Here is a 17,810-nt window from a genome sequence, read left to right as displayed (position 1 = left end):
GTCATGGATAGCCATCAGGAATCGAGACTGCAGCGGCCCGCCACGAGGGCCGCGCGTCTGAGCGCCATCGAGCAGGCGCTCATGTCCCATATCGTCACCTCGCAATCCCAGCTCTCCACCATCCTCGCCGACGAAGGCATCGACGTCACTCAGGCGACCCTGAGCCGCGATCTCGACGAGATCAATGCGGGCAAGGCCCGGCTGGCGGATGGCACGATGGCGTACGCCCTGGAACCCGCCGAGGCCGAGCGCGATCCCGCGCCGGATGAGCAGCGCGACCACGTCGACGCCATGGCCCGCGCCGAGCAGCAGCTGTCGAAGGTGCTTTCGGGTCTGGTCGTATCGGTGGCGCACGCCCACAACCTCATCGTGGTGCACACCCCGTCGGGCGCCGCCCAGTATGTGGCCAGCGTCATCGACCGCCAGCCGCTCGACGCTATCCTCGGCAGCATCGCGGGGGACGATACCGTCATGCTCGTGTGCGCCGAGGACGACATCGCGAGGGATTTCTCCCAGTGGATGCTGGGTGTGGCCTCGCGGGCGAAATGAGCGGGCGCCGCACCGATTGCATATTTATGCAGGGTATTGTATATAATTAAGACATTGTATGAACGAAAGGCTGAAGATGAGCGATAAGAACCGTATTGTACTGGCCTATTCCGGCGGGTTGGACACCTCCGTCGCGATCTCCTATCTCAAGGAGCGCACCGGCAAGGACGTCGTCGCCGTGTCCCTTGATGTCGGCCAGGGCGGCGAGAGCCTGGAGACCATCAAGCAGCGTGCGCTGGACTGCGGGGCCGTGGAGGCCTACGTGGTCGACGCCCGCGAGGAGTTCGCCAGCGAGTACTGCATGCTGGCCCTCAAGGCGAACGCCATGTACGAGGGCGTCTACCCGTTGGTCTCGGCCATTTCCCGTCCGCTCATCACCAAGCATCTGGTCAGGGCCGCCCATCAGTTCGGCGCCGATACGATCTCCCATGGCTGCACCGGCAAGGGCAACGACCAGGTCCGCTTCGAGGTCTCCATCCAATCGATCGACCCGACGCTGAAGGCCATCAGCCCCATCCGGGACCTGTCGCTCACGCGTGACGTCGAGATCCAATTCGCCAACGAGCACCAGCTGCCGATCGTGCAGACCGCGAAAAGCCCGTATTCGATCGATCAGAACGTCTGGGGACGCGCGATCGAGACCGGGTTCCTCGAGGATCCGTGGAACGGTCCCACCAAGGACTGCTATGCGTACACCGACGACCCGGAGTTCCCGCCGGTCGCCGACGAGGTCGTCATCGAGTTCCGCCAGGGCATCCCGGTGGCCATCGACGGCCGCGCCGTGACCCCTCTGCAGGCCATCGAGGAGATGAACCGCCGCGCCGGCGCCCAGGGGATCGGGCGCATCGATCTGATCGAGGACCGTCTGGTCGGCATCAAGTCGCGCGAACTGTACGAAGCGCCCGGTGCCGTGGCACTCATCACCGCGCACAACGAACTCGAGAACTGCTGCCTGGAACGCGAGCAGCACCGCATCAAGCGCGACATCGACAAGCGCTGGGCCGAGCTGGTCTACGACGCCCAGTGGTTCTCCCCGGCGGTGCGTTCGCTCAACGCCTTCATCGAGGACACGCAGCGGTATGTATCCGGTGAGATCCGCATGACCTTGCACGCCGGCCGCGCCGTGGTCACCGGCCGTCGCTCCGATACTTCGCTGTACGACTACAAGCTGGCGACCTATGATTCGGGCGATACCTTCGATCAGGGCGCGTCGAACGGATTCATCGAGATCTACGGCCTGCCGAGCAAGGTCGCGGCGGCCCGCGACGTGAAGTTCGGCAACGGCATCGAAGTGCCCGACCGCGACGTCCGCTGAGGCGGCCGTCAGCCCTGTTCATCGGTGCGCCGGCCCATACCCGGCGCACACCAGCTAAGGAGTACCGTCATGGCGAGCGCATCATCGTCCACCCCCGAGCATCTGGCCTTGTGGGGAGGCCGTTTCACATCGGGACCCTCCGCCGAGTTGGCGCGTTTGTCCAAGTCGACGCAGTTCGACTGGAGACTCGCCGACGACGACATCGCCGGCTCCCGGGCCCACGCGCGAGCGCTCGGGCGCGCCGGGCTGCTCAGCACGGAGGAACTCTCGAGGATGGAGGAGTGCCTCGACGAGTTGCAGCGCCAGGTCGATTCCGGTCGGTTTGCACCGGACGAGGACGACGAGGATGAGGCCACGGCGCTCGAGCGTGGTCTCCTGGCCATCGCGGGGGACGAACTGGGCGGCAAGCTCCGCGCCGGCCGCTCGCGCAACGATCAGATCGCGGCGCTTATCCGTATGTGGCTGCGTCGTCACGCACGCGTCGTCGCGGGACTGACGCTGGACGTCGTTGCGGCGATCATCGAGCAGTCGCGCCGGGCCGGGGATGTGGCCATGCCCGGCCGCACCCATATGCAGCACGCCCAGCCCGTCCTGCTCGCGCATCAGCTCATGGCCCACGCTTGGTCGTTGATCCGGGATCTGCGCCGTCTGGTCGATTGGGATGCCCGTATCGACGAAAGCCCCTACGGTTCCGGTGCACTGGCGGGCAACACCCTCGGACTCGACCCTCAGGCCGTGGCGAAGGAGTTGGGCTTCTCCAAGGTCGTGGACAATTCGATCGACGGCACTTCGAGCCGTGACACCACCGCGGAGTTCTCGTTCATCGCCGCGATGATCGGCGTCGATTTGAGTCGCCTCAGCGAGGAGATCATCATATGGAACTCGCAGGAATTCGGGTTCGTCACGTTGGATGACGCCTATTCGACCGGATCGTCGATCATGCCGCAGAAGAAGAATCCCGACATCGCCGAGTTGACCCGCGGCAAGGCGGGGCGCCTCATCGGCGATCTGACGGGGCTGCTGGCCACGCTTAAGGGCCTGCCCACCGCCTACGCGCGCGATCTTCAGGAGGACAAGGAGGCGGTGTTCGACCAGGTCGACACCCTCGAGGTCGTCATGCCCGCCTTCGCGGGGATGGTGCGCACCATGGTCTTCCACCGTGAGCGACTCGAGAGCGAGGCTCCCACCGGATTCGCCCTGGCCACGGATATCGCGGAGTGGCTCGTCAAGCAGGGCGTGCCGTTCCGTCATGCCCATGAACTGTCCGGCGCCTGCGTCAAAACCGCCGAATCGCGAGGCGTTGAACTCTTGGATCTGTCCGACGATGACTTCCGGACCATCTTCCATGATTTCGTTCCGACCGACCGTGCACCGATGGTGCATGAGGTGCTCTCCACCAGCGGGTCGGTCTCGGCCCGCAACGGCAAAGGCGGCACCGCGCCTGAACGCGTAGCCGAACAGATCGAGTCCGCCGTCGACGCCATTGCGCCGCTGTCCGCGTTCGCGTCATCGATCAGCGACGGCACGGCGTACAAGGCACCTTCCAGCCTGCGATAGGAACGCGCTCCCGACGCCTGCGGGTATGGGTCGGGAGTTGGCGTCGGTGTCGTGATGTCCTGCGAAACTAAGGGAGTTTGCATATCGCCGAACGACACAATTGGATAGGGAGATGCTTAGGTATATGGCGCAGGTGACCGATTTCAGGCAGGCGGGATTCGAATCTCTCTTCGATGAGCTGCAGTGGCGCGGACTTATCTCACAGTCCACCGACCCCGTCGAACTCGCGAAGAGGCTCAACGGCGACCCCATCTCCTTCTATTGCGGATTCGATCCGACGGCCGCGTCGCTGCATGTGGGCAATCTCGTGCAGCTCATCATCATGCGGCATCTGCAGGCCGCCGGGCATCATCCGATCGCCCTGGTCGGCGGCGCCACGGGTCTGATCGGCGACCCTCGGCAGAGCGGTGAGCGGACGTTGAATCCGAAGGATGTCGTGGCCGCGTGGGCGCAGCGGCTTCAGTGTCAGATCGGCGGAATCCTCGAGACCGACGGTGATAATCCCACGAGGTTCGTGAGCAATTACGACTGGGTCAAGGACATGAGCGTCATCGACTTCCTGCGCGACGTCGGCAAGCATTTCCGCTTGGGCACGATGCTCGCCAAGGACGTCGTTTCGCGCCGGCTGAACTCCGAGGAAGGCATCTCGTTCACCGAATTCAGCTATCAGGTCCTGCAGGGCAATGATTTCCTGCATCTCCACGACGATTTCGGTTGCATGGTGGAGCTGGGCGGTTCCGATCAGTGGGGCAACCTCACCTCCGGCATGGAGCTCATCCACAAGGTCCGCGGCGTCGACGTGAGTGTGTTCACCAGCCCGATCATCTCCGACAGTCAAGGCAAGAAATTCGGCAAGTCGGAGGGCAATGCGATTTGGCTCGATCCGACGATGCTCAGCGTCTATCGGTTCTATCAGTTCTGGATCAACCAGCCCGACGACGAGATGTCCAAACTGCTGAAGGTGTTCACGTTCCTGCCGCGCACGGAGATCGAACGTCTCTCTCGCGAAACGGCGCAGAACCCCGGCGCGAGGGCCGGTCAGCGTGCCTTGGCATGGGAGGTCACCAGTCTTGTGCACGGCGAGGTCGCCACTCGGGCGGCGATCGACGCATCGACGGCTTTGTTCGGCCGGGGCGGCGATCTCGCCAGCATCGACGAGGACACGCTCGGGGCGGCGATCGAGGGGCTGAAAGTGGACGACGGCACGGGTGTTCGGGTGTTCGCTTCGGCTGAACCCGATGAGCGGGTTACCGAGGCGGGCGTGGCCGCCGGATTGTTCCGCTCACTCTCCGAGGCGCGCAAGACCATAGCGTCCGGTGGCGTATACCTGAACAACGAGCGGGTGCAGGACACCGATCGGGTGTTGGGCGACACGGACTTCCTCCATGGGAGGTTCGCTCTGATCCGGCGTGGCAAGAAGGCGCTTGGCGTCGTCCAGCGGCGAGGACTCGGCATGACGTTGTCGGATCCGAGGATGCGATGACGATAGACGCAGGTAGATAAGACGGGCTCGACGTGAGGTATGACGCGCGGGCAAGAACACAATGTAAGGAATGATGATGGCAGAAGAACAAGGCGGACGAGAGCAGGGCGGACGACGTTCGGAAGGCTCCTACGGATCGGGCCACGGCGGATCGCGGTCGGGCGGCCCTGGTCGTGGCGGTCGTGGCGGTCGGGGCGGATTCTCGCGTTCCGGAGGCAGAGGCGGCAGCGGACGTCGCTTTGGTGATGACCGTCGTTCCGAAGGCGGTCACCAGGGTGGCTATCAGGGTCACGATCGTCGCCGCGAGGACGGGGACCACAGTCAGGCGCGCCATGACGGCCACGGGTTCGGCCGGTCCCATGAGGGGCGGTCCGACTTCCACGGGCATCGTGACGGCGACAATCCCCGGTATCAGCATCACGATCGCCGCGATTTCCATCGCGATGACCGACATCAGGATCGTGATGGTTCGGGACGTCCCGCGTTCCATCGCGATGACCGACACGGTCAGCGCCGTGACGATCGCAAGGACTTCCACCGTGGAGATCGTCGGGACTTCCATCGTGACGACCACCGCGGTGGCGAGGGGCGTCCCGATTTCCATCGTGATGATCGCCGTGGCGGCTATCGTCGTGACGATCGCGGTGGTGATCGCCGTGATTTCCATCGTGACGATCGCGGTGGTGATCGTCGTGACTTCCATCGCGACGATCGCAGGTCGGAAGGCCGTGGCGGTAATGGCGGTCATAGGGACTTCCATCGTGACGACCGCCGTGACTTCCATCGTGATGATCGCCGTGACTTCCATCGTGATGATCGCCGTGGCGGCTATCGGCGCGACGACCGTCAGGATGATCGCGGCGGTAAAGGCCGCGAGGGATCCCATGGTCACGGCCGGTTCGATCGCGACCATCGTTCCGAAGACCGTGGTGATCGCCGTGACTTCCATCGTGACGACCGTGGCGGCGATCGTCGGGAGTTCCGCCGTGACGCAGGCCCGTCCGAGCGCCGGTATCACGACGACCGTCGTGGACGTGGCGGCGATCGGGGTGGATTCAGGCGAGATGACCGCGATCAGCGGCATAACGACGGACGTGCCGAGTTCGTCAGTGAACCGCGGCGCAACTCCGACGGGACCATATCCTTCCCGTCCCAGAACCCGTACACGAACCGGCGTCCGGATGAACCGAGAATGCCCCGTGGCATGGAGTGGTCCATGCTGTCCAAGGATGAGAAAGAGCGTCTGAGGGGTCTGTCCAAGGAGCATGCCGAGAACATCGGTCTGCACATTCTGGCGGCGTACACGCTTGAAGAGGACGATCCCGCGGCGGCGCTGGAGCACGCGAAGTGGGTGGCCCGCCAGGCCTCCCGAATCGATTTCAGCCGCGAGACCCTCGCATTCATCGCCTATCGTCAGGGTGACTACAAGCTGGCGCTGCGTGAGTTCCGCACCGCCCATCGCATGAACGGATTCCCGGATTATCTGCCGTTCATCGCCGATTGCGAACGTGGCCTGGGCGACCCCAAGAAGGCCATTGCCATGGCGACGTCGGATGAGGGCAAGGCGCTGGAAGGCGAGGCGAAGGCCGAGATGTTCCTCGTTTACGCGGGGGCGCTCGGCGATCTCGAGTTGTGGGGCAAGGCCATCGACGTCGTCGACAGGCTCGCGGACACGCGGGGACTCCCCGGTGCCTACCGCATGCGCGCCATTCAGGCCGAGCAGTATTTCCTCGAGGAATCCGGTCAGGGAGAGAAGGCCGCGGATCTCGATCCCACGCTTGATGAGCTCGAGAACCAGTATGCCGAGGATGACGAGGACGAGACGAGCGATGACGTGGTCATCGATTACGACCTCGAGGAGCTGCCCAGCGCGGTGCTTGAGAAGGCCGGTATCAGCTGGGATGACGCGCGGTACGCACCCGAAGAGCGCAGGGAGACCGAGGAATCCGTCGAGGAGGAACGATCCGGCGAACCGGCAGTATCCACGAATGACGATGATTCGTCTGATGGTTCGTCTGATGATGTGGCCAATGGCGCGGCTGATGGTGAGACTCATGATGCCGGCGACGCCGCAGCTCATGATGCCGCCGATTCGCCGGCGCAGTCAGGCGATTCCGACGTCGCAACCGCATCCAATGAGGCCGCCGTATCCCAAGAGGACAACGTATCTCATGATGACGCTGCCTCCGAGTCCGATACCGCAAACTCCGATACAGAGACCTCCGATCCTGAGGCCGCCGATTCGGCCCAGTCCGAATCGGCGGTATCCGACGCATCGACGGCCCCAATGGCCGCAACGGACGATCCCGTCGAGAGTACTCCGGGCACCGATACCTCCGCTACGGCTGATGCTTCATCCGTAACGAATGAGTAGGGGGAGTAGCCGCATGCATGCCTTCCTCGCCGGCACGACCGAGCCGCTTGAGCGGGCCTATCGGCTGGCTTTGCTTGATCTCGATGGCGTGGTCTACCGCGGCAAGGATCCGGTCGAGCACGCCGCCGAAAGCATCCGTACCGCCGAACGCGCGGGGCTGTTCGTGCAGTATACGACCAACAACTCCTCGCGGTTCCAACGTGTCGTCGCCGATCAACTGCGCGGATTCGGTCTCACGGTCGATCCCACGCAGATCATCACCTCGGCGGTGGTCGCGGCGCGTATGGTGGCCCGGCATGTCGAGCCTGGGTCGCGTGTGCTGGTGCTGGGCGCCGAGCATCTTCGTCAGGAGGTACAGTCGCAGGGCCTTACCGTCGTCGATGACGCGGCCAGTGATCCGCAGGCGGTGATCCAGGGGTGGCACCCGGGCCTCACCTGGCGGGAACTGGCCGAGGTGTCGAACGCCGTCGAACACGGCGCACGCTACTTCGTCACGAATCGTGATCTCACCCTGCCGCGGGAATGGGGCATGGCCCCGGGTTGCGGCGCGATGATCCGGGCGGTCATCGAGGCGACGGGCGTGGAGCCGGTCGCCTCCGCGGGCAAGCCCGAGTCGGCGATGTATGACGAGGCGCGTGTGCTCGCCGCCGAAGGCGAGGAGCCCGTTCCCAAGGAACGCTGCCTGGCCATCGGCGATCGGTTGGACACCGATATCGAGGCCGGCAACCGTGGCGGCTATGATTCGATGGCCGTGCTCACCGGCGTGACCAATCCTCGGGAACTCATACTTGCGGCACCTGAATATCGACCGACCTACATCGTGCGTGATCTGCGCGGCTTGCAGGATGCGCAGCCGACGCCGCATCGCGTCGACGAGGCCATGTGGGGCTGTCGTGAGGCGTGGGCTCGACTGCGCGGCGATGCGGTCGAAGTCAGTGCCGAGGACGACCTCGATGCGCTCCGCGCCGCCTGCTGTCTGCTGTGGGAACATCGCGACGCCGGTGACGCCGGTGGGTGGAGCCTGCCGGAATTTCATGGCGAGGCGTTCGCGCGATGACCGGTGAGGGAACCGCCCCGGCGGATGAGCCGACCGATGACGGCGGTACGCTCAAGCGCTTTCCCCAGCTTGTCCGACGTGGGGACATGGATGATGACGCGCTGGTGCATGCCTATGCTGAAGCGCTGGAACAGCTTCGGCATGACCTAGATGGCGAGCGGGCATGAACGACGCACGTGCGCCACGCGGTGATCGCACCACCGGGTGGTCACAGGACCCGCATGCCGGTGATGGTGCGGATCACGACCGACGGGGAGTACGGGCCGATCGGGCTCTGGTGGATCGGGGACTGGCACCGTCACGAACCAAGGCCCAGGCGTTGATTCGAGAGGGACGGGTCATGCTGGGCGGTCGACGTGTGGGCAAGCCATCGACTTCGGTCACGGCCGCCGATACGTTGAGCGTCCGGGCGGGTGACGATTACGTGTCGCGGGGCGCCTACAAGCTGCTCGGCGCCTTCGCGGCCTTTGAAGATTGTGGTCTGCGATCCGGCGAGGGGCTGACCTGCCTGGACATCGGGGCTTCCGCCGGGGGGTTCTGTGATGTGTTGCTGCGCCATGGCGCGCGGCGCGTCATCGCTCTTGATGTCGGGCACGGTCAGCTTGATGGCCGCATCGCCAATGATCCGCGCATCATCGAGATGAGCGGAGTCAACATTCGGGAGGTCGATGCGGCGATGCTGCCGTTTCTGCCCGAGATGGTCGTCTCCGACGTCTCTTTCATCTCCCTGACCTACGTCATACCCGTGATATCACGTATCGCCCGCGACGGCGCCGATGTGGTCCTGTTGGTCAAGCCACAGTTCGAGGTCGGCAAGGGGCATCTAGGCAAGCACGGCATCGTGGTCGATCCGGCGTCGCGGCAAGGGGCCCTCGATCGCGTGGTCGCCTGCGCACGGGACCATGATCTCGACGTGCTCGGCACCGCCCCGTCCCCGATTGAGGGAACGATGGGCAACGTCGAGTATCTGCTCTACGCGCGGCGGCGTGGACGGGATTCCTCGGACCATTCCTTCGACATGCGTGACACCGAGGCCGACGAGGCGATGTGGCAATCCTCCCGATAGACGATGTGTTCTACGTCGCATTCGCACCGACATCCACCACCGTGCCGCACAGTCGTTGACACCGCAATCCGGACACGCGAACCGTCGATCCGTCCACGGTTTCCACGACGCTCGGGTCCGTATACCGCGTGATGCCGTGACGGGCAAGCAACGTCGACTCGAAGGGTGCGATGGTGACGCGTCGACCGGTGATCCGATCCGCGTGCACCGTACCCTCGATGCCGAGGTCGCACGCGCTCACCGTGTGGGCGTTCAACGTGCCCACGAGTCTGACATCCCCCGAACATCGCACGGTCCCGTCGACATCGACATCGCCCACGAAATCCAATACGCCGCAATGCGCGTCACCGCTGACGCGCAGGCATCCTTGCCCACGTAGGGATTTCGCCCGCATCTCGCCGGCACACACGATGTTCCCCGCGTCGCAGTCGATCTCCCCGGCCGTGCCGCCGCGCATGTGCGCGGTGCCCCGAAGCACCATGCGTTCGAACCGCACGCCATGGCCCAAGGTGTGCTCGCCATAGAGCGTGAGCAGACCGTAGGATCCGGGGCGTACCGTTCCACCGGACGATGTGAGATGAATGCCCATGCGTCCTCCCGACCGTTCATCCACGTCGGACCATTCCGTTATCTCATATCGTCGAAGGTCATGGTGTCTTATCTGCAGGAACCTGCAGATGCTCGTTGTCGTGCGGCTCATGGGTGTACCTCGCCATGGGCGCGATGTTCGGCTCCGACCTCGTTCATCTCACTGGGAGTCGGCGCGGCGTTCGGCTAGGATGGAACCGCGATGGACGGTGTCGCGGAAACGGGGCGAAGATGATGGGCAGTCGGCATGCCGTGGTGGTGACGCATCCTGGTCTACGGAAGCAAGGCGTGGTCTCCGACGCCATCGAACAGTTGGTCGTCGCCGGGTTTGACGTTTCGGTCATCGACAACAGCACCGCGCCGGCGTTGGGGGAGAAGACGGAATCGGTGGAGCCCAATACCGAGATCGTCGTCGTCCTGGGCGGTGACGGCACGATTCTGCGGGCAGCCGAGCTCATCTACTGCACCGACGTGCCGATTCTGGGCATCAATCTGGGCCATGTCGGTTTTCTGGCGGAATTCGAGAGCTTCCAGATGAGCGAGGCCATACGGCGCATCGCCGACCACGATTACTCCATCGACGAACGCATGGTCGCGCACGTCGACATCTGGTTGCCCGGGGCCAAGACGCCCATCACGGACTGGGCGCTCAATGACATCACCCTCGAGACCGCGGAGCGCGGCAAGATGATCGAACTGTCGGTGCGGGTGGATGGCGTCGCCATGAACTCGTTCTCCTGCGACGGGATGATCGTCTCCACGCCGACCGGCTCGACCGCCTATGCGTTCTCGGCCGGTGGCCCGGTGATCTGGCCCAATGTCCAGGCGCTGCAGCTGGTTCCCATCGCGGCCCATACCCTGTTCTCACGCCCGCTGATCATCGGCGCCGGGTCGACCTTCTCCCTTGAGGTGTTGGAAGGGTCGGTATCCAACGGGTGGGTCTGCTGCGACGGCAGGCGCTATCGTGAGGTGCCCCGAGGCACGCGCCTGGAGATTCGCGAATCCCACGACACGCTGCATTTGGCGAGGCTCTCCGGGGTGCCGTTCACCAACCGTCTGGTCTCGAAGTTCAATCTTCCCGTGGTGGGATGGCGCGAGCAGGATCACGCCAAGACCCGCCTGCGCAGCGATTCTGGGCCCGGTTCGGCCGTCGACTTCGGTTCGGGTTCCGGTTCGGATGTGACGGGCCAGGGGGAGCGCCATGCTTGAGGAGCTTGAGGTACGCGATCTGGGGCCGATCCATCACGCCCTGCTCGCTCCGGCCCGGGGCATGACCGCCATCACCGGTGAGACCGGAGCCGGTAAATCCATGCTGCTCAATGCGATACGACTCATTTCAGGTCAGACCCCTTCGACCGGCCTGGTGCGCGGCGACGCCAAGCAGTCGTGGGTCCAGGGGGTCTTCGCCGTCGCCCCGGACGGCGAGGCCGCGAGCATAGCCCGCGAGGCGGGGGCCGTGCTCGAGGAGAATGACGATGAGCTGTTTCTTACGCGTACCGTACCCGCGTCGGGCCGTTCCCGGGCCATGCTCTCAGGGCGCAGTGTGCCGCGCTCCGTGCTCGCCGATATCGCCGGCGAGTTGGTGACGATACACGGCCAGTCCGATCAGCTCAGGATCGCCGCCGAAGCGAAACAACGGGAGTTCCTCGACATGGTGGCCGGGGATGACGACGAGCTGCGTGCCTACGGTGCGGCGTGGGATGCGTTGCGCGAAGTAGATGACCGTCTGGCCCGGCTGCGCACCCAGGAGGCGTCGGTACGGCAGCGTGCCGATTACCTCCGCGATTCCATCGACCGGATCAACGCGGTCGATCCGGAACCCGGTGAGGATGTCGAACTGAAGGAGAAGCGCGCCCGCATCGAACACGCCACACAGATTTCGCAAGGTGTCGAGGGCGCGTTGGGTGCGTTGGATTCCTCGCAGATCGACGTCGACACCGGGGAACAGGGGGCGATCGATCTCATCACCCATGCGTCCCAGGCATTGCGTTCCATTCATCTCGATGGCGTATTCGCCCAGACCGCGGACCGTCTCGACTCGCTCAACGCCGATCTGAGCGACATCGTGTTCTCGCTGGCCCAAGAGTCTGAGGACGAACCCAAAGTCGACGACCTCGACGGGCTCAACGCCCGCATTCATGCGCTGGCCGAACTCACCCGCAGCTGGGGGCCGGATCTGCAGGACGTGATCGCGTGGCGTGACAAGGCGATTCTCGAGGTCGAGGATCTCGATGCCTCACCCGAGAAGGTCTCCGCGCTTGAGGAGCGGCGTGTGCAGTTGCACCGCGAGGCCCTGCGGTGTGCCGATGCCCTGAGTGCCGCGCGGCGCAGGGCTGCCCGGGTGTTGTCGGAACAGGTCGGGCGAGAGCTCGAGGCGCTCGCCATGGCTGGTTCCCATCTCGAGGTCCGGGTGGAGACGCGTTCCGGCACTGGCCGGGAGTCGCTCGATGCGCATGGGCGCGATGACATCGCCTTCCTCTTCACCCGTTCCCCGGGCCCGCAGTTGTCGATGGGACGCAGTGCTTCAGGCGGTGAGCTGAGCCGGTTGATGCTGGCGTTGGAATTGTCCGCCGCGGCACAGCGGCCCGAGGCGTCGGCCGTCACCTTCATCTTCGATGAGGTCGATGCCGGGGTCGGAGGCAAGGCCGCGGTCGAGCTCGGCCGGCGGCTTGCACGGTTGTCTCGCCACGCGCAGGTCATCGTCGTGACCCATCTGGCGCAGGTCGCCTCGTGGGCCGACGCCCAATTCGTCGTGAGCAAACGCGACGAGGGCGACGGCGTCGTCACGGCCGTGGCCGAGGTCTCCGGCGAGTCTCGGGTACGGGAGGTCGCCCGGATGTTGTCGGGCAGCGAATCGCGCACCTCCCTGGAGCATGCGCGGGAGCTCATCAGGGCGAGCGACCTCGATGGATAGGTGTGGTGGCCGAGGTGGCCGAGGTGACCTCGCTAATGGAACACGACGTCTAACAGAAGGGCATTGAGATGGTGCAGGATACGGAACTGGTGAATCTGGGCAAGGGTGCGATCTTCGATCTGGACGGTACGTTGCTGGACTCCATGGGGGTCTGGGATCAGGTGGACGCCGACTTCCTGCACGCCCGCGGCTTCGCGGTGCCCGATGATTACGGTGCCAAGGTCGCCGCCATGGAGTTCCGGCAGATCGCGGAATACACCATCCACCGGTTCCAGCTCGACGATACTCCCGAGGCGTTGATGGCGGAATGGAACAGCCGGGCGGCACACGCCTACGGCACGGTCGTGGAGACCAAGCCGCACGCCATCGAATACCTGCGGTACCTCAAAACCACCGGCGCCCGCTTGGCGGTCGCGACTTCGTTGCCGCCGGCCTTGCGCGGTCCCGCGATGGAGCATACCGGCATCGCTCCGTACTTCGATGTGGTATGCGATGTCGAGGAAGCAGGCGGTGCGGGCAAGACATCGCCTGACGTCTACCGCCTGGCGGCGTCCCGGATGGGGGTCGAGGCGGAATCCTGCACGGTGTTCGAGGATCTGCTCACGGGGATGAAGGCCGCCAAATCGATCGGCATGCAGGTATGGGCCATGCATGACGACTCATCGGACAGGGAATGGCCTGCGATAAGCGACGTCGCGGACGGCGTGCTGTTCGACTTCCTGGGAGCCCCCAGGATACTGTGAGGCAAGCCGATGGTCGGTGTTGTTCCGACGGCCGATACGGTGTTGTCGCCCCGTGGTTTCCCGTGTCATATCGCGACTCGTCGGAAGACCCACTGTTATAGATATGTATAATACAGTTATCGTACTGTTAACTGTCGTGTATAACATTACGATGACGGAGGTGGACATGCGACTGAGTATCTCGAAGACCTCGGGAACCGCGATCTACGAACAGATCGCGCGGCAGATCCGCGCCGCGATCCTGTCCGGCGAACTTGCGTCCGGACAGGCGCTGCCCTCATTGCGCGAGACCGCGCGCAGGCTGCATGTATCGGTGCTCACCGTGAGCAAGGCCTATGCGCGGCTCGCCGAGGAGGGCCTGGTCCGCAACGTCCAGGGCAAGGGGTCGTTCGTGATGCCGCGGGGCAATCGAATCATGCGCCGTTCGGCGGAGCGTCGCATCAAGGGGTTGCTGGCACAGGCCAGCGGGCTGGCGAAGGATGGTGGCATTGGGCTGCTGGATCTTCTGGGCATGCTCGAGACGAGTTACGATGCCGCGCCGGCGCCGCCGTCCGGACGCGCCGAATCCTGACCCGTCCTGCTGAGATCAGAGGTGTGCGGCGGCCCGGGAGACCAGTTCGCCCATATGGTCGATGTCGATGACCGTGTCGAATCGCTCGCTCGCCCATTCGAGATCGCGCAACGCCTTCGGGGCAGTGGTGCCGGTTGCCTTCGCGAGCGTATCCATGCATGTGAAGTCGGTGCCCGTGGTGTCCAATCCAAGCGATTCGCTCACCGCACGGGGGAACTTGTAGGGGCTGGCTGTGCTCAGGAGCACGCGGGGCGTGGCGGGGTCGCGCGGTATGCGCTGCATGACGAAGTAGCCGCAGGCGGTATGCGGGTCGATGACGTAGTGGTGGTCGTTCCAGCAGGAGCCGATGGCTTCGCGTACCTGAGTTTCGTCGGCCCAACCGCAGCCGAAGAGGGACCGGATCTTATCGAGCAGCGGGGTCGGCGTCTCGAAGACGTACTCCTCGGCCAGATCGTTCATCATCATGTTCACGAGACGGGTGTCGCGGTCGGCCATGTAGTAGAGCATCCGTTCGAGGTTCGAGGATACGAGGATGTCCATCGAGGGCGAAATCGTCTGGTAGAAGGGGCGCTTGCGGTCGTAGGTCCCCGTGGTCAGGAAATCGAAGAGGACCTTGTTGCGGTCGCTGGCCACGATGAGGTGCTTCACCGGCAGCCCCAGCATTTTGGCGTAGTAACCGGCCAGCACATCGCCGAAGTTGCCCGTCGGGACGCAGAATTCGACGCCGTCGCCCACGGATACGTCCCCACGCTCGACCAGCTGGCAGTATGCGGCGAAGTAATACACGACCTGGGGCGCGAGACGGCCGATGTTGATGGAGTTGGCCGAGGAGAGCACGACATGGTGCTCGTCGGCCAGGCGGCGGGCCTGCTCATGGTCGGCGAAGATGGCCTTGACCGCGCTCTGGGCGTCGTCGAAGTTGCCGCGCACGGCCGCGACGGTGACGTTGGAGCCCGACTGGGTGGTCATCTGCAGTTTCTGCACGGGACTGACCTTGCCCTGGGGGTAGAAGACGGTGATGCCGGTGCCGGGCACGTCGGCGAAGCCCGACAGCGCCGCCTTGCCGGTGTCTCCGGATGTCGCGGTGAGGATCATGATCCTCTCGTCGCGTTCCTTGGCGTTCGTGGCGGTGCGGGACATGAGGCGGGGGAGCATCTGCAGCGCGACGTCCTTGAACGCACTCGTCGGTCCGTTGAACAATTCCAGGACGTAGTCGTCGCCCAGTGGTTTGAGCGGGGTGATGGCCGGGTCGGACCATTGTTCGCCATAGGCTTCGGCGATGCATTGCGCGAGTTCCGCCTCGTCATAGTCCGGCAGGAGCGCGCCGAGCACGGTTGCGGCGATACGTTGGTACGGGGCGCCGACCAGGGAGGCGACGTCGATCCGGTGTTCGGTGATGGCATCGCTGACGTACAGGCCGCCGTCGGCGGCCAGTCCCCGGCGGATCGCCTGCCTCGCCGTCAGCATCTCGTCGGTGCTTCGTGTGCTGTGGAAGGTGTTCACGTCTCGTCCTTACCCTCGTGCGGTGCCGGCGGTATGGCCGGCGTTCGACCACGATTCTACCGGTACGAGTGGGCAAGGGGAGTTCACGGACGGGCGTTGCACCCGGTGCGAGGCCATGTCCTGCGGTAGACTGTGGCCTATGACGCAAGAGGATCAAACCGAAGTCGGAGTCGCGCAGGGTGTGGATGGCGACGTGTTCGCGCGGGTCTGCGCGCGATGCGACGCCGCATCGGCGGCGGGTGCCACCGTGGCCAGGGCCCATACCGCATACAAGAACGAACTGCTGATGGCGATCGCCGCCGCGCTGGTCGATGGCGCTCCTGACATCGCACGCGCCAACGCCGTGGATATGGCGGCCGCCACCAAGGACGGCATGGATGCGGGCAAGCTCGACCGTCTCCGGTTCGACGCACCCCGCATCGCCGACGCGGCCCAGGGCGTGCGGCACGTCGCCTCCCTGCCTGATCCCATAGGCGAGGTCGTGCGCGGCTACACCCTGGAGGACGGTCTGCGCCTCAATCAGGTGCGGGTGCCCATGGGGCTGATCGGCATGATCTACGAGGCTCGGCCCAACGTCACCGTCGACGTGACTTCGCTGTGCCTCAAATCCGGCAACGCCGTGGTCCTGTACGGCGGGCATGCCGCGCGACACACGAACGAGGCCATCCTGGAGGTCGTCCATGCCGCGCTGCGGGCGCATGGCGCCGATCCGAACATGGTCTCGTCCGTTGATGCGTTCGGCAGGCCCGGCGCCGACTCCATGATGCGAGCCCGCGGGCATGTCGACGTCCTGGTGCCCCGCGGCGGTGCCGGCCTCATCCAATCCGTCGTGCGCCACGCCACCGTGCCCGTCATCGAAACGGGGGCCGGCAACGTCCACATCTACATCGATGCCAGCGCCGACTTCGACAAGGCCGTGCCGATCGTCATCAACGCCAAAACGCAGCGCGTGGGCGTGTGCAACGCCGCAGAGAAGCTCATCGTGCATCGTGATGCTGCCGCGGGGTTCCTGCCGATCGTGGCGCGGGCCTTGGGCGAGGCCGGCGTGCAGCTGCGTTCCGACGATGCGGCGTATGGCATCATCCATGACAGCGGCGTCCCCGTCGAGCTGCGTCATGCCACCGAGGAGGACTGGGACACCGAGTACCTGGCCCTGATCATGGGGGTCAAGGTCGTCGATTCGCTCGACGACGCCATCGCGCATATCAACCGCCATTCCACGGGTCATACCGAGGCGATCATCGCGGAGGACTACTCCGCGGTCGAACGGTTCACCACACGCATCGACTCCGCCGTGGTCATGGTGAACGCATCGACGCGCTTCACCGACGGAGGGGTGTTCGGTTTCGGCGCGGAACTGGGTATTTCGACGCAGAAGATGTACGCCCGCGGACCCATGGGCCTGCGCGAGATGACGACCACGAAATGGATCGGATACGGCATGGGGCAGGTGCGCGCATGAAGGATCTGAAACTGGCTGCGGATCGCGGCATCGACGTCACGGACCGCAGGCTCGCGCTCAAAATCGCGGCCGAACGGCTCAGCATCGTGCGATACGTGTTCATGGTCCAGATCGAGGACGGCATCGCCACGGCCACCGAGCGGGCCACGCTCGAATACGCCGATGCGGTACTCATCGGATGGCCCGAACATGATTCCGCCGAGGTACGCGACCTGGGCGACGAAGAGTACGAGACCGTTACGCGCCTCATGGACATCATGGAGGGGCATATCCATGTGTTCAGCCGCCAGGAGGCCGCGGGCAACATCGATCCCATGACGGACATACTCGAACGCGTCACGGACTGCGTGGCGCAGATCCGGCGGCTGTACCAACCCGATTTCCCGCTGCCCACATTCGCGGAGATCAGCCGCGTGGTGCAGGAGGAGTGGGACGAGGACATGGGAAAGATCGATTCGCAGGACATCGAACCCACCGTCGAGACGTTCGAGGAACAGACCGAGCATGCCGACGAGCAGCGTGAACGCCAGAAGGCGAACGATGCGGGCGGGGCGAACACGGCGAGTGGTATGGACGGTGCGGCCCGATGACGGTCGACGGCACGCCCGCCGCACGGCCCGACGCCGGC

General features: G+C 64.6%; 16 protein-coding genes. 14 read left to right on the top strand and 2 right to left on the bottom strand.

All coding sequences use genetic code 11. The features are described from left to right. Positions 1–3: 3 nt before the first annotated feature. The 8 genes from BMON_RS00080 to BMON_RS00045 all read left to right on the top strand — a co-directional run bounded on the left by BMON_RS00080 (position 4) and on the right by BMON_RS00045 (position 9,401). Positions 4–549 (top strand): arginine repressor, encoded by a 546-nt coding sequence (locus BMON_RS00080; RefSeq protein WP_033512032.1) that lies wholly within the window; start codon positions 4–6, stop codon positions 547–549. Positions 550–607: 58 nt separating this feature from the next. Then, the gene (locus tag BMON_RS00075) at positions 608–1,864 is read left to right on the top strand and encodes an argininosuccinate synthase (protein WP_184937179.1); all 1,257 of its coding nucleotides are present in this window, start codon (positions 608–610) and stop codon (positions 1,862–1,864) included. 69 nt (positions 1,865–1,933) lie between these two features. Continuing rightward, positions 1,934–3,421, top strand: a complete 1,488-nt coding sequence (gene argH / locus BMON_RS00070) for an argininosuccinate lyase (protein WP_033512034.1) — start codon at positions 1,934–1,936, stop codon at positions 3,419–3,421. Between the two features lie 124 nt (positions 3,422–3,545). Further along, positions 3,546–4,904, top strand: a complete 1,359-nt coding sequence (tyrS, locus tag BMON_RS00065) for a tyrosine--tRNA ligase (protein WP_051917671.1) — start codon at positions 3,546–3,548, stop codon at positions 4,902–4,904. Between the two features lie 76 nt (positions 4,905–4,980). Continuing rightward, positions 4,981–7,278 (top strand): helicase, encoded by a 2,298-nt coding sequence (locus BMON_RS10275; protein WP_420307189.1) that lies wholly within the window; start codon positions 4,981–4,983, stop codon positions 7,276–7,278. Positions 7,279–7,291: 13 nt separating this feature from the next. Beyond that, entirely contained in the window at positions 7,292–8,335 is a 1,044-nt protein-coding gene (locus BMON_RS00050) for an HAD-IIA family hydrolase (protein ID WP_033512039.1), read from the top strand. Then, a complete protein-coding gene (locus BMON_RS09760) occupies positions 8,332–8,502 on the top strand; it encodes a hypothetical protein (RefSeq protein ID WP_156098600.1) in 171 nt (56 codons plus the stop codon). The genes BMON_RS00050 and BMON_RS09760 overlap by 4 nt, the downstream gene beginning before the upstream one ends. Continuing rightward, positions 8,499–9,401: a TlyA family RNA methyltransferase gene (locus BMON_RS00045; protein WP_081882700.1), complete on the top strand. Its 903-nt coding sequence runs from the start codon at positions 8,499–8,501 to the stop codon at positions 9,399–9,401. The genes BMON_RS09760 and BMON_RS00045 overlap by 4 nt, the downstream gene beginning before the upstream one ends. A gap of 10 nt (positions 9,402–9,411) precedes the next feature. Here BMON_RS00045 and BMON_RS00040 read toward each other — a convergent pair whose 3' ends face one another. Then, complete coding sequence (locus tag BMON_RS00040; RefSeq protein WP_156098599.1) at positions 9,412–9,990, bottom strand: hypothetical protein; 579 nt, start codon at positions 9,988–9,990, stop codon at positions 9,412–9,414. A gap of 233 nt (positions 9,991–10,223) precedes the next feature. Here BMON_RS00040 and BMON_RS00035 point away from each other — a divergent pair, with 233 nt between their 5' ends. From BMON_RS00035 to BMON_RS00020, 4 genes are all read left to right on the top strand, one after another. After that, positions 10,224–11,198 (top strand): NAD kinase, encoded by a 975-nt coding sequence (locus BMON_RS00035; protein WP_051917718.1) that lies wholly within the window; start codon positions 10,224–10,226, stop codon positions 11,196–11,198. Then, positions 11,191–12,903, top strand: a complete 1,713-nt coding sequence (gene recN / locus BMON_RS00030) for a DNA repair protein RecN (RefSeq protein WP_034885181.1) — start codon at positions 11,191–11,193, stop codon at positions 12,901–12,903. The genes BMON_RS00035 and recN overlap by 8 nt, the downstream gene beginning before the upstream one ends. A gap of 95 nt (positions 12,904–12,998) precedes the next feature. After that, entirely contained in the window at positions 12,999–13,646 is a 648-nt protein-coding gene (locus BMON_RS00025; protein ID WP_184937193.1) for an HAD family hydrolase, read from the top strand. A gap of 166 nt (positions 13,647–13,812) precedes the next feature. Then, positions 13,813–14,217 carry a GntR family transcriptional regulator gene (locus BMON_RS00020; RefSeq protein ID WP_033512235.1) on the top strand — a complete coding sequence of 135 codons (405 nt, stop codon included), beginning with the start codon at positions 13,813–13,815 and terminating at the stop codon, positions 14,215–14,217. Positions 14,218–14,232: 15 nt separating this feature from the next. Here BMON_RS00020 and thrC read toward each other — a convergent pair whose 3' ends face one another. Next, the gene (gene thrC / locus BMON_RS00015) at positions 14,233–15,720 is read right to left on the bottom strand and encodes a threonine synthase (RefSeq protein WP_033512043.1); all 1,488 of its coding nucleotides are present in this window, start codon (positions 15,718–15,720) and stop codon (positions 14,233–14,235) included. A 139-nt stretch (positions 15,721–15,859) separates the two neighbouring features. Here thrC and BMON_RS00010 point away from each other — a divergent pair, with 139 nt between their 5' ends. Further along, on the top strand, positions 15,860–17,182 hold the full coding sequence (locus tag BMON_RS00010; RefSeq protein ID WP_033512044.1) for a glutamate-5-semialdehyde dehydrogenase: 1,323 nt from the start codon (positions 15,860–15,862) through the stop codon (positions 17,180–17,182). Further along, entirely contained in the window at positions 17,179–17,772 is a 594-nt protein-coding gene (locus tag BMON_RS00005) for a phosphoribosylglycinamide synthetase (protein WP_152595729.1), read from the top strand. Before BMON_RS00010 ends, BMON_RS00005 begins: the two co-directional genes overlap by 4 nt. Positions 17,773–17,810: the final 38 nt, after the last annotated feature.

Origin of the sequence: Bifidobacterium mongoliense DSM 21395 (genome assembly GCF_000741285.1) — a bacterium.
In the GTDB taxonomy this organism is placed as follows: domain Bacteria; phylum Actinomycetota; class Actinomycetes; order Actinomycetales; family Bifidobacteriaceae; genus Bifidobacterium; species Bifidobacterium mongoliense.
This window is presented reverse-complemented; position numbering and strand designations above follow the sequence as displayed.

Excerpts from the sequence above, each read along its gene's own strand:
- BMON_RS00080 (WP_033512032.1), top strand. The coding sequence starts at position 4 with ATGGATAGCCATCAGGAATCGAGACTGCAGCGGCCCGCCACGAGGGCC.
- BMON_RS00075 (WP_184937179.1), top strand. The coding sequence starts at position 608 with ATGAACGAAAGGCTGAAGATGAGCGATAAGAACCGTATTGTACTGGCC.
- argH (WP_033512034.1), top strand. The coding sequence starts at position 1,934 with ATGGCGAGCGCATCATCGTCCACCCCCGAGCATCTGGCCTTGTGGGGA.
- tyrS (WP_051917671.1), top strand. The coding sequence starts at position 3,546 with ATGGCGCAGGTGACCGATTTCAGGCAGGCGGGATTCGAATCTCTCTTC.
- BMON_RS10275 (WP_420307189.1), top strand. The coding sequence starts at position 4,981 with ATGGCAGAAGAACAAGGCGGACGAGAGCAGGGCGGACGACGTTCGGAA.
- BMON_RS00050 (WP_033512039.1), top strand. The coding sequence starts at position 7,292 with ATGCATGCCTTCCTCGCCGGCACGACCGAGCCGCTTGAGCGGGCCTAT.
- BMON_RS09760 (WP_156098600.1), top strand. The coding sequence starts at position 8,332 with ATGACCGGTGAGGGAACCGCCCCGGCGGATGAGCCGACCGATGACGGC.
- BMON_RS00045 (WP_081882700.1), top strand. The coding sequence starts at position 8,499 with ATGAACGACGCACGTGCGCCACGCGGTGATCGCACCACCGGGTGGTCA.
- BMON_RS00040 (WP_156098599.1), bottom strand. The coding sequence starts at position 9,990 with ATGGGCATTCATCTCACATCGTCCGGTGGAACGGTACGCCCCGGATCC.
- BMON_RS00035 (WP_051917718.1), top strand. The coding sequence starts at position 10,224 with ATGGGCAGTCGGCATGCCGTGGTGGTGACGCATCCTGGTCTACGGAAG.
- recN (WP_034885181.1), top strand. The coding sequence starts at position 11,191 with ATGCTTGAGGAGCTTGAGGTACGCGATCTGGGGCCGATCCATCACGCC.
- BMON_RS00020 (WP_033512235.1), top strand. The coding sequence starts at position 13,813 with ATGCGACTGAGTATCTCGAAGACCTCGGGAACCGCGATCTACGAACAG.
- BMON_RS00010 (WP_033512044.1), top strand. The coding sequence starts at position 15,860 with ATGACGCAAGAGGATCAAACCGAAGTCGGAGTCGCGCAGGGTGTGGAT.
- BMON_RS00005 (WP_152595729.1), top strand. The coding sequence starts at position 17,179 with ATGAAGGATCTGAAACTGGCTGCGGATCGCGGCATCGACGTCACGGAC.